Annotated in this window: 13 protein-coding genes and 1 pseudogene; 3 read left to right on the top strand and 11 right to left on the bottom strand. The window is 32.3% G+C overall.

The annotated features are described in order from the left end of the window. Positions 1-295: 295 nt before the first annotated feature. The 8 genes from K5S59_RS13850 to K5S59_RS13885 all read right to left on the bottom strand — a co-directional run bounded on the left by K5S59_RS13850 (position 296) and on the right by K5S59_RS13885 (position 6,578). On the bottom strand, positions 296-1,504 hold the full coding sequence (locus K5S59_RS13850) for an L-lactate MFS transporter (protein WP_097844868.1): 1,209 nt from the start codon (positions 1,502-1,504) through the stop codon (positions 296-298). Positions 1,505-1,788: 284 nt separating this feature from the next. Next, complete coding sequence (locus K5S59_RS13855; protein WP_000653368.1) at positions 1,789-1,932, bottom strand: hypothetical protein; 144 nt, start codon at positions 1,930-1,932, stop codon at positions 1,789-1,791. 30 nt (positions 1,933-1,962) lie between these two features. Beyond that, positions 1,963-2,979 (bottom strand): serine hydrolase domain-containing protein, encoded by a 1,017-nt coding sequence (locus K5S59_RS13860; RefSeq protein WP_098259244.1) that lies wholly within the window; start codon positions 2,977-2,979, stop codon positions 1,963-1,965. 98 nt (positions 2,980-3,077) lie between these two features. Then, a complete protein-coding gene (locus K5S59_RS13865) occupies positions 3,078-3,341 on the bottom strand; it encodes a heterocycloanthracin/sonorensin family bacteriocin (RefSeq protein WP_001071346.1) in 264 nt (87 codons plus the stop codon). A gap of 199 nt (positions 3,342-3,540) precedes the next feature. Further along, positions 3,541-3,987, bottom strand: a complete 447-nt coding sequence (locus K5S59_RS13870; RefSeq protein WP_000790760.1) for an NUDIX domain-containing protein — start codon at positions 3,985-3,987, stop codon at positions 3,541-3,543. Between the two features lie 25 nt (positions 3,988-4,012). After that, on the bottom strand, positions 4,013-4,471 hold the full coding sequence (locus K5S59_RS13875; protein ID WP_001102676.1) for a GNAT family N-acetyltransferase: 459 nt from the start codon (positions 4,469-4,471) through the stop codon (positions 4,013-4,015). Between the two features lie 76 nt (positions 4,472-4,547). Beyond that, positions 4,548-5,471 carry a nucleoside hydrolase gene (locus K5S59_RS13880; protein ID WP_000416763.1) on the bottom strand — a complete coding sequence of 308 codons (924 nt, stop codon included), beginning with the start codon at positions 5,469-5,471 and terminating at the stop codon, positions 4,548-4,550. A 195-nt stretch (positions 5,472-5,666) separates the two neighbouring features. Beyond that, complete coding sequence (locus K5S59_RS13885) at positions 5,667-6,578, bottom strand: DMT family transporter (protein WP_098259246.1); 912 nt, start codon at positions 6,576-6,578, stop codon at positions 5,667-5,669. A gap of 151 nt (positions 6,579-6,729) precedes the next feature. Between K5S59_RS13885 and norG the strand changes: the two genes are divergently transcribed. After that, on the top strand, positions 6,730-8,163 hold the full coding sequence (gene norG, locus K5S59_RS13890; RefSeq protein WP_098259247.1) for an efflux pump transcription regulator NorG: 1,434 nt from the start codon (positions 6,730-6,732) through the stop codon (positions 8,161-8,163). Between the two features lie 45 nt (positions 8,164-8,208). On the opposite strand, the gene K5S59_RS13895 is transcribed toward norG, so the two are convergent. Beyond that, the gene (locus K5S59_RS13895) at positions 8,209-8,739 is read right to left on the bottom strand and encodes a DUF4269 domain-containing protein (protein WP_120450263.1); all 531 of its coding nucleotides are present in this window, start codon (positions 8,737-8,739) and stop codon (positions 8,209-8,211) included. Positions 8,740-8,913: 174 nt separating this feature from the next. Here K5S59_RS13895 and K5S59_RS13900 point away from each other — a divergent pair, with 174 nt between their 5' ends. After that, positions 8,914-9,375 (top strand): DUF2306 domain-containing protein, encoded by a 462-nt coding sequence (locus K5S59_RS13900; RefSeq protein WP_120450262.1) that lies wholly within the window; start codon positions 8,914-8,916, stop codon positions 9,373-9,375. A gap of 221 nt (positions 9,376-9,596) precedes the next feature. On the opposite strand, the pseudogene K5S59_RS13905 reads toward K5S59_RS13900, so the two are convergent. Both K5S59_RS13905 and K5S59_RS13910 read right to left on the bottom strand, forming a co-directional pair. Then, positions 9,597-9,728: pseudogene (locus tag K5S59_RS13905) on the bottom strand (glycerophosphodiester phosphodiesterase); the annotation flags it as partial. 45 nt (positions 9,729-9,773) lie between these two features. Further along, on the bottom strand, positions 9,774-10,574 hold the full coding sequence (locus K5S59_RS13910; RefSeq protein ID WP_212982233.1) for a GNAT family N-acetyltransferase: 801 nt from the start codon (positions 10,572-10,574) through the stop codon (positions 9,774-9,776). Positions 10,575-11,070: 496 nt separating this feature from the next. On the opposite strand from K5S59_RS13910, the gene K5S59_RS13915 reads away from it, so the two are divergent. After that, positions 11,071-11,784 carry a hypothetical protein gene (locus tag K5S59_RS13915; protein WP_002071887.1) on the top strand — a complete coding sequence of 238 codons (714 nt, stop codon included), beginning with the start codon at positions 11,071-11,073 and terminating at the stop codon, positions 11,782-11,784. Positions 11,785-11,818 lie beyond the last annotated feature (34 nt).

Raw genomic sequence — 11,818 nt, forward strand, 5'->3', positions numbered from 1 at the left:
ATCCAACTACTTTCATTATAAATTTATAAGAAAATAATGGTCTATAAATGAATTGCATTTCTAATAACAAAATTGGTTAACTGTAGTTTTTAAGAACATTTTGGTTCCTTTATAAAACAATATGATTATTTAACTAATCTGCTACTTGGTTCGTTAAGAAAAAAACTACTTTATTCCTTTCTAAATCATTTCACTTTGAATTATGTCACTCTTTTCTCCCTGCACAATTAGTAAAAAGGAAAATTAAATATTTTGTAATATAAAAAGAGCCCTTTATTAGGACTCTTTCCCAGAATTAAGCTACTTTCCGATATAAATGTTGTGTTTCTTTTTTCTTTTCTGCTTTTGGTGGGCGAATTAAAATCGAAATAATGAAGGAAATAACACTTAAAACACCGATTATAATAAAGGTCGGTTGAAACCCACCAAGTAATGCTCCAATGAACGCTCCTGCAAGTGCGCCAAATCCGAAACCTTGATATACAATCCCGTAATTTGTACTATGGTTTTTTAATCCGAAGAAATCTCCAACAATGGCTGGGAAGATTGTGATATTACCACCAAAGCAAAAAGCAACACTTGCTACACAAGCGAAATAAATTCCATAATTTAGAGGAATGAAACTTAAAGTAAAGACTGATAATCCAATTATTATAAACGTTGCAGAAACAATTTTCATTCGACCAATTTTATCTGATAACGTTCCAAGAACAATTCTACCTACTGTATTAAAAATTGCAATCATTGCGACGGCGTTAGCAGCGGTTGCTGCGCTAAGTCCAACGAGCTGTACTCCAATATCTTTTACCATACCGATTAAATATAGACCACCCATACACGAGGTAAATAACATAAAAAACAAGAGATATACTTGTTTCGTTCGCATCATTTCACGAGGTGTATAGTCATTGTGTAATGATTCAGTTACAGTGTTACTTACGATTGCTTCACGTAAGAAGAACGATCCGGTTAAAACTAAAAGCAAGACGATGATACCCCAATATAAAAATGCTTGCGATACACCAAGACTATCGATAAGACTTCCGTTTATATATCTAAAGATTAAGCTACCCATTCCATATGCAGAAACAGATATGCCAGAAATAAGTCCTTTCCGATTTGGAAACCATTTAATTAAATTAGATAGTGATGTAATATAAGCAGTTCCATCTGCATAACCAACAACGACACCAGCTAATAAATATAGTAATGGTAAGGAAGAAACTTGTGAGCTAAGTATTAACCCAAGTCCCAGAACGATCCCTGCCGTAGCGATGAGTTTACGAAGTCCTAACTTTTGCTGCAATTTCCCTGCAAATAAGGTTGAAAATGATAAAGAAAAGCTTGTTATGGAGAAAGTTATCGCAACGGCATTGAGATTCCATCCAAACTTACTGACAAGGGGTTGATTAAATAAACTCCATGTATAAATTGTCCCAAGGCCAATTTGAACAATGATTGTACCTAGAACAATTAGTAACGGATTTATAGAAGTTTGTTTCATACTAACTGTCCCCTTCTTTTATCATGACATGAATTTTCACAGTTAGTATATCCATCATAAATTGCAAAATACTGTACGGAAAATGGTAATTCAGTTCATATACACAAAAAGACACTCCATAATGAAGTGTCTTTTTGCAGGTTATATTAGATTTACTTAAAGAAAGCTTTGTTAAGATAAGACATTTTCAAATGCTTATGTATATAGCATACCAAAAGATTTCTTTCATGTGATGGGACTTAAGATGTATTTTTCATTCATCATATAGTCGGATGAACGAAAAATTAGTATTCAATTTCATCAAAATCCTTTGGCTGCGGTACCGTTTGCATATTAGCTGCGTCTTTTGGATCGCTATAAATTGCATTTTGTTCTGTATTTACATCTTCAATGTTTTGCTTTTTGTTTTTATTCATTTTATCTTTCAATTTTCTCACTCCTTTTCATTATAGGAGTCATTATGCCCTATTACTGTTACGAAATGTATCAGCGACTAAATTGCTAAATTCACGTAAATAATATAAATAATTATCACCGCCGTAGTTATATCTTTTATTGTACATTTTCGCAACAACTGCATTATATTCAGGTATTACTAATATAGTTGGTCCTGTAATTCCTAATATTTGATACGATCCTTTTGGAACTCGTTCACCAAGTTCACTCAAAAGCGCAGGTTCATTTTGGACAAACCAAAACAATCCGTTTTGTGGTAGCTCTTTGTTTACATATGTTGGGCTCTGCAAACTCGTAGCAATTTTTATAACTTCTTTTGGAACAATTTGTTTTCCGTTTATCACACCTTGATTTAAATGGAGATTGCCCCACTGCGCAAATTCTCTAGCTGAGACAAATAGATTTTTTTCAGTACCATCATCTACTGTACCAATTTCACTGATTGCGTCTTTATTTGGGTCATTAACAACTTCAACTAAATTTTCATCTTGCTTAATTCTCCAACCTGTTTCTTGAAAATTAGCAGGTGTAAACACACGCTCTTTTAATAATTCAGGAAAACTTTTACTATATAGCTGATAAATAAGACGCGTTATCATTCTTACATTAACATCTCTATACGCCCATGATTGTCCAGGTTCAAATTCACGAAAAATCGTCCCGTCATTCGTTTCTCCTAAACCATGCGAATGAGTTACTAAATGTCTTATCGTTGTTTTACCAAGTAATTCAGGATCAAAATCTTTAAAATACTTTATCGCTTCATCATCAATAGAGGTTATTTTCCCCTCGTAAAGTGCAAATGCTACCATTAAACCTAAATAACTTTTTCTAGCAGAAGCAACATTGAACTGTGAAGATGCGTTCACTTTTTTATTAGTCGATGTATTTGAGTGATATCCACTATAATGTTCTAGTACAATTTTGTTATCTTTTATAATACAAAGTGCAGTTGCAGAACTATGATTTTTTTCTTTTATATTTTCTACCAAAGAAATTAACCTATCGTATGTATACAAATAAATCCCCCTTAACACGTATAACAATTACAGTTGAAAGAAAAGTGCAAAATAATTTTCACACCTTTCTTTCAAGTAAAATAGTTTTCTTACTATAATTAAATGATCCACCAGTTCCAGCAGTTAAAACAACCGAAACATCCAGCGCAACCTACACAACGTCCACCGCAACCTCCGCATCTTCCGCCGCCACATCCACCACAGCGACCACCACAACCTCCGCATCCGCCACAACGACGTGCATCGTCTTGAATGTAATAGTATGGATATTGATTTTGTTGCAGTTGATCCCAATACACAACATTACCAGATTGATAATCATTAAGGTTTAATGATTGTAAGTCTTGTTGAAACTGATTCATTACGAAACCCTCCATTTATAAAAATAAATTCCGTCCAAATGTTAAATTTTATATATTTTTGCAAACAAAGTAGAAATAAGACTATAGACTAAATGCGTACATCAACAAAATATGAAATTACACTAGGTGATGTACCTTGTTTTTTAGCCTATTTTCTTAATCTGCTTTTGGTGGACGTATTTACTATTAATAGAGGTGCTTAAAAATTACTAATCCAACAGTTTAGTAGTTCATCGCTTAATTTTCTTTCTAGTAACTCTTTAACTGAAGGCGCTGGCATAATTTTATACGTATGTAAAGCTTCTTGAGTATAATCTATCCAATGAAACGCTAAATGAGATTCTTTAGATTTTGGTGTGAAATCAATATGTAACTCTTGCGAATCTACTTCAAAAATATGATTGATTTCATGATGAAGAACTTCACGGTCTTGCCATTGGTTTTCTATGACGCCTAAAAATTGTTTTATACTACAATTTACTCCGAGTTCTTCTCTTAGTTCTCTTATTAATGCATTCTCAGCTGATTCGCCAACTTCAACATGACCACCTGGTAAAAAATAATGATGGCCAATATATTCAGCCAATAATAATTTATTATCCTTTAACATAACAGCTCGTACAATATGATGAAATTTATTTTTCAATTGCTATTCCTCCCAGTCATTTATTTTAAACGAATAAACGATATACTTGCTCACCATCATAATCAAGTCCCAATGATTGAAAACCGTAATGTTCATATAATTTCTTTGCAGAGAGATTCTCTTTATGTACGGTTAATCTTATTTCTTTACACGCCTTACATGTATTTTTTATTAAGTAAATACTTTCTTGTAACGCCGCTTTTCCATAACCATTCCCTTGCTGCTTTTGATCAACAATAAATCCATTGATCCAATACATATCAGTTGTTTCTCTTACAACAGCATGCATAATAAAACCAACCATTAGATTGCCGTCGTATATCGCAAATGGTATGTACTCGACATTGTCACCATCTGGCTTTATATATACTTTAGCAAGTGAAACTGCTACAGCTGGAACAAATTTCGTCTGATTTTCTTTAACTTGTAGCTTTAAAGCATCTTCCCAATTCTCTCTCGTAACAACCTTTAACTGGACATTCACTATTTTAAGCTCCTTTATTAAGAGAATGTATTTATATATTCAACGTAATGAAATAAATCCCTGTTTCGACAGCGATTTATAGCATAGTTTTAATAAAGTCTTGAATAAATTTTTCTTCATCTATTTCTAAAGCAACACAGGCTCCTTCTGATATAGAACTAGGTCGAAAATCAGCAAATGTTTGTCCTTTCGTATCTCCGTATGTATCTACATTCACGGTACGATTTACAAATTCAAAAAAACCTGGATTTACTAATCCACTTATAGCAACCACATCATGAAGTAATGGTCCTTCGATAGATGGATTAAGTTTTTGGTATGCAGAAAAATAGTAATCATACATTGGTTTCATTATCGTATGGAATGGATTCTTTGAATTAGCTTGAATATAGTCAAACACATTTGGTGTTAACACAGCTTTGTTTGTTACATTTAAAGGAAATATAAATAAATTATTCGCTTGCTGAAAAACAATTTTACTTGCAATAGGATCTCCATACACATTTGCCTCTGCTAATGGCGTAACGTTTCCTACTTCTAAAAAGACACCGCCCATGAAATATATTCCTTTTACATTTAGCATTAAATCATTCCATAAATTAAAAGCAATTGCTAATGAGGTAGATCTTCCTACATCGACAATTGTTAGATCCTTTCCGTACTTTACAAGAATCGAAGCAATACTACCAAAATTGTATATTGGGATAGACGATACACTTTCTGGCACATGAATAGAACCTAATCCTTCTGGTCCATGAATTTCAGGATAATATGTTGTAATTTCTTCTGTAAGTGGTTTTGTTGCACCGCTAATAACAGGAATGTCTTGTCTATTTGCTAACTGTAAAATATACGCTGCATTATGTGCAGCATGTATATGTTCCACATTTCCATATCCAGTTACAATACCGACAATTTCAATTTCAGGATGCAGTAAACCAAACATAATGGCAAACGAGTCATCAATACCTGGGTCTCCGAAAAATAATACTTTTTCCAAAGGATGTCTCCTTTCATATAGAAAATAGCAGATGATAATTATGTATATGTAAAAAAATAATTAAACTATACAAATTTATAAGGATGTTACTAGTAAGAATTGTATAAATAAAAAGGATTAACATTATGCTAATCCTTCCTCTAATAAGAAATCTAATTAATAGTTCAATTACATCTCTCGCAAATTCTAACCAAACTACCTTGCTGTATTGCTGTACTCTGCACTTTGCATTTCTTTTTTTAATGATACATGTGCAATTAAAACCCCGAGTATAGTAATTCCTCCTCCGATTATCGAAACAAAAGTCGGCACTTCACCTAACCATATCCAAGCAATAAAACATGCAGTTACTGGAGTTAAATATAGAGAACTTGTTGCTTCAGCAGCACCAGAATGAGTTATGATATAAGCCAATGTGATATAAGGGAGTATTGTTGGAAATAAACCTAAATATATAACACTCATATTCACTTCAAGAGGAGCTGCTAATATTTCTGTATACATTCCCGGTAAGAAAATAAGCATACATACAGTACTAGATAAAATTGTATATATGGTAAATGGCAAGAAGCCGTATTTTTTCAAGTAAGAAGTTTGAAAAACGAAAAATAGGCTTTCTGCAATCGCTGCTAATAATATAAATAATCCTCCACTATTCAATTGAATAGTATCTCCTTGACTAAATGATATGAAAGCTATTCCTATAAAACTAATTACACCACCAATCCAACCATTTAATTTCATTTTTTCGTTCAAAAAAACAGAAGCAAAAATTGCCGTTACTATAGGTGTGACCGAAACAATTAAACTTGCAGATCCAGCATTTACTGTTTTTTCACCGTAGTTTAATGCAATGTGATAAATAGTAAACCCTAAAGAACCAAATATAAAAATTGCTGGGATATCCTTTAAATCTGGTAGCCGCAACTTATATATAAAAGAAAACAAAAGTAGTATAAATGAAGCAATTAATAAACGTAGTAAAGTAAGATGCTCTGGTGTATAAGATTCGAGTCCCATACGAATTGCCGGAAAAGCGGTCCCCCATATTAAAATCGTAAAAGCGTGAGCACATATGATGCGTAAATCCCTTTTTTTATTATGCATGTTATCTTTCCCTCCCTAATAAACCAACCACTTTCAAATTACCAATTATTTCTTTTCATCATATTTAATAGTTGATACAATGTCTTCAACCAGTTATTTATCGTAAAAACCAACCACTTGGCATTTTTAAAGTGAACGAGGGAGTTTTTTTATGACAACTAATAAAAAACTGCCTAAATATCGGCAGATAGTAGATTATATGAAAGAAAAAATCGAAAACGGAGAATGGCCTATTGGAAGTAAGATCCCTAGTCAACGGCAGTTAGCAAAATTATTTCATGTAAATCGAAGTACTGTAATAACTGCACTAGATGAACTTATGGCAGATGGATTGATTCAAGGGAAAATTGGAGCAGGAACAATTGTAACAAATAATACATGGTCATTATTAGCGACGAATCCCCCGCCTGATTGGAGTGAATATGTAAAGGCTGGTATTCATAAACCTAGCAAGTTAATGGTACGAGAAATCAATGAAGCAGAAACAAATAAAAAACTTATCCATCTTAGTAAAGGTGAACTTGCACCTCAACTTTTTCCACTAGAAACCATGCAGTCGATTATGAAAAGCGTATGTGAGGAATTAGAGTATTTTGGATACGAAGAACAAAAAGGTTTTTTACCGTTACGTGAAGCAATAAGTAAATACGTAAAATCATTTGGAATACATGCATCGCCTAGCTCTATATTAATCGTTTCTGGTGCGTTACAAGCATTGCAATTAATATCAATTGGTCTATTGCATAGAGAATCAACCGTTTTACTTGAGCAGCCTTCTTACTTATATTCACTTCATGTGTTTCAATCAGCAAATATAAATCTAGCTGGTATATGTATGGATCATCACGGTATCTTACCTAACGAGTTATTAAAACGAATCAAATATAGTCAAAAGAAAAATATTTTATATTCTATCCCATGTTTTCAAAATCCAACAGGGATATTAATGTCTCAAGAGCGAAGAAAAGAAATATTGAAAATATGTGAAAAGGAACAGTTACCTATTATTGAAGATGATATTTACCGCGAATTATGGATTGATGAACCACCTCCAGCTCCTTTAAAGTCGATAGATAAACATGGACATGTATTATATGTTGGTAGCCTCTCTAAAACACTTACTCCTGGTCTTAGAATTGGATGGATTATTGGACCAGAACCTGTAATTGATAGATTGTCAGATATAAAAATGCAAACAGACTATGGATCGAGTTCATTATCCCAAAGAGTTGCTGCTGAATGGATACATAAAGGTTTTTATGAAGAACATGTTGCAAACGTAAGAATTCAATTAAAAGAACGAAGACAAATTATGATACAAGCTTTACATAAGTATTGCGCAAATGTTGCATCGTGGGATATTCCTACTGGTGGATTTTTTATTTGGCTAAAGATTGTACCTAGCATTCCGATGAAGAAATTATTTTCAGAGGCACTGTCAAAAGGAATTCTTTTAAACCCAGGACGTATATACGAAGAAGAATCGGATCAGTACATTCGTTTATCATATGGATATGCTTCTCCAGAGCAAATGACTAACGGGATTAAATTGTTAGGCGAATTAATCCGTAAGTTAATGACATAACAAAAACTCCTCTTTTATTCATAGAGGAGTTTTTGTGTATCGTATTCACCACAATCTCATTTCCTGCCCCAACATAATAAGTTCATCATAAGGATCTCCGTCAATGTTTAATACTTGAGCAAAAGCAGGTTCTGTTTTTAAACCGTTCTCTTTTAAGCGAAGAATTTCTTCCCTTATATGGGGATGCTGCATTAATAACATGTGCTCTACTATCATATGTCTATATGCATTTTGGTTACGTACTGGCTTAGGCTGAGCAAATAATTCAAATTCAAAACCTTCAAATTCAAAGTTTACTTTTATCGATTCTGTAGTTTTAATTTTTTTCTTTTTTATTTTGAACCCTTTATAAGAACCGTATAAAGATCTCATTTCCTGTTCAAAAACATCAAAGTTATGTACTTCCATTACTATATCTAAGTCAGATCGAAGAGTATCAATTCTAATAGGAATTGTCCCACAAAGAACCGGACTATACAAAGTTAAATCCTCCATAATGTTTAGTTTATTCAAAACATCATACACTTTTTGTTGCTTCTCATTCCCAGATTGTAAATATGTAATAGATGTAAACATGGAAGTCTCTCCTTCTTTTCGCGTAATACGTGTCACTCTAAGTTCAAGAAAAATTTGTCCGTTTATATTTGTTCTAGGAGTACCTTTATTTCAATATATTAAGGCAAATAAACAATGCGTTTCAACTTTTCTCCTATACTGCAATACTATAAAAATAAAAAAGGAGGAATTATTATGAGCATTTTCAACGTTCTTTTAACCATCCACATATTATTTGGAACAATATGTTTAATAACCGGTATTATAGCGATGGTTGCTCAAAAGAAGAAAGGAAAACATACGGAATGGGGTGAAATATATCATGCATCCTATGTTGTTATCACCGTTACTGCAATTATATTATCCATTATAAACTGGGATAAAATCGCATATTTATTTTATGTAGCAATTTTCTCTTATTCATTTGCGATTTATGGCTACCTGGCACGAAAAAAACGTTGGAAAAATTGGCTGCATCACCATATTAGAGGTATGTTAGGTTCTTATATAGGTGCGGTAACTGCACTTTTAGTAAACGTTGGTATTCATATTCCCTTAATAAATTTCCTGCCACCTATATGGTTTTGGTTTTTACCTACATTAATCGGTATTCCTCTCGTAGCCAGTGTATCAAAAAAATATAAAAAGCGTAGTTAAAATTCATTACAATTTCATTACTTTCTGATGATTAATATAAAAAATCATACCCAATGTAATATTTTATTAACAAATTCAAATTCATATTGCTTTAAGTTAATTACTTAGAGCTAAATAAAAAGAATCCAATAAAAATATTGGATTCTTTTTCGAATTTCATTTCAATATCGGCTCTATGTATTCAATGATGTTACCATTTGGACCACAAACTATCTTTGTATATGTGCAATATTTTTTATATGATTTGATTGGTTAATAGCTTTCGTGAACTTAAGTTCATTTACTTTATGAAAAACAAAAGTACCTATTACAATAAAGGTGCAAATGATTGTAACGATATATATTCTTTTCATAAAGATGTATTAACTCCTAAATGAAAGCAATTTGATTCGGATAATTTATTCAATTAAATGTCGATTTTCAAATACTGTCATTTGTCCAACAGATTGAAAGCCAGCCTTTTTATAAATATTAATTCCATCAGGTGAAGCTTGTAATACGCATTGAGCAACTTTCAATTCTTTTGCTTCTTGCAGCAAGTAATTAAACATAGTAGAGCCAAATCCTTGCCCTCTCATTTCTTCTTTAGTTGCTATATCATAAATACCAATACTATCTTTTGTACATACTAATGAACCAACCGATACGACTTCATCTTTAAAAAGCCCTAAATATAGTTTCATATTCTCACTATTCCATAAATCGAAAGAAGCAGTTTCATTGTAGTATGTTTGCACATGTATACCTTCCTCTGATGTACCAAATAGATTAGCTAACGTTTCCCCAAAATTTTTAATTTGTCCTGACGAAGATGCTCTTTGTATCGTAAAACCTTCTGGCATGTTTATTGTTGGATGAATTGTTTTTAAGTCTGCTACCATCGCGATATTTTGTTCTGCTTCTTTTAAGCCATTTTTTATTAATTCGCTTTTTATAATCTGCTCATGCCTATCATTCCAAAACCAAACACTCATTGGAAATTTCTTTTGATTATAGTTGATTACCACTTTATATAATTTCTCAATACCTTCCGTTACATCATTGTTTAGTAAAGTAATGATATTAAATGTATCTGCAGGTAAACCACAGTCGACAGCAATATAATCCTTCGTTTCTTTTACATTCATTCCATGTACCTGTCGCGCAATATATGACGTTTTATATGTGAAGTTATCTATTAATAACTGTTTATAATTCATTCGTTTTTCTCCTTTCATAAAAATTCGTATTCGAATCATTCAGTATTAAATATAACATATATGAAATGTGCCTATTTCTATAAAAATAGCTCTATACATCACTCTTTTTCCCCTAAAAGAATTAAAAATGATATAACGTTGTCGGAATGAAAAAAGTGGTATATAATAAATATTAACATTACTAGTAATTATTTTAGGTATTCCTAGAATAAAGGAGCGATACATATGAAAATTACTATTTATTTCGGAAGTCATGAAGATCAAGATGTTCGTACTATGGACTGTCATTTAGATGTAGAGGATACAGAAGAGATTGTTTCTGTATCATAATATAAATTGTAGGAATGAACCCTCTTCCCTACAGCGTTTAAGGCACCTTTTACAGGTGTCTTTTTTGTTGCTTTTTTCGTCAAAAACCCTTTACTTTAGAGCGTTTTAATAGTAAAATATAAATATACGAACAAACGTTCTTTTAATTTTAATTGTACATGAAGGGATGATTTTTACAATGGCTCAAGCAAAGCGCAGAGGAAGAAAAAAGCAAACACCTATCATTTCAAATACAGGCTTTATCGGCTCTGTCTTTATTGATACATTGGAGTTACAAAAGAAATCCTATTATTTCGCTCGTAAAAAACTTCAAATTGTTCATCACGTACTTGATGGCCTCTCTGGGGCAACAAGTTCTCTATTTAAAGAACATAACATTTCAGCATACATGTCATGTGTGTATTTACATAAACAAAAGAAAATCGGCTTTGTTCTTTCAACGAAACCATTTGAACAAAGTGACGGTGTTGCTTACTTTATAAATTATTTAATCGAAAAGAATTTTTACGGTAATGACGAAGATGTAGAATATCAAGAAGTATTTAATACAGGTTTTATCGGTGTAGTATTCGCTGATTTATGTAGCATAGATCGCTTTAATTTCGAGTTTGAAATGGGTATGTTAACGAAATTAATGAAAGATATGATTATTCCGGTTAAAGAACTCTTTTTACGCCACAATGTACCGGCCTACATTTCCACTTCTCATTTAGAGGAACAAAACAAATTAGGTTTCGTTCTATCTGTAAAACCGTATGATGAACGTGCAGAAGCAGACTTATATTTTGAGGCGTATTTAAAAGAACGCGGGTTATTTATTGGTGATGAAGAAGATGATATAGATAAGATCGTTATTAGAAAAACAGCTGAATTACGATAAAAAAGCGCAGGATGTGAATCCTGCGCTTTTTATA

The organism is Bacillus sp. BML-BC051 (assembly GCF_019656175.1).
Classification (GTDB): Bacteria; Bacillota; Bacilli; order Bacillales; family Bacillaceae_G; genus Bacillus_A; species Bacillus_A mobilis.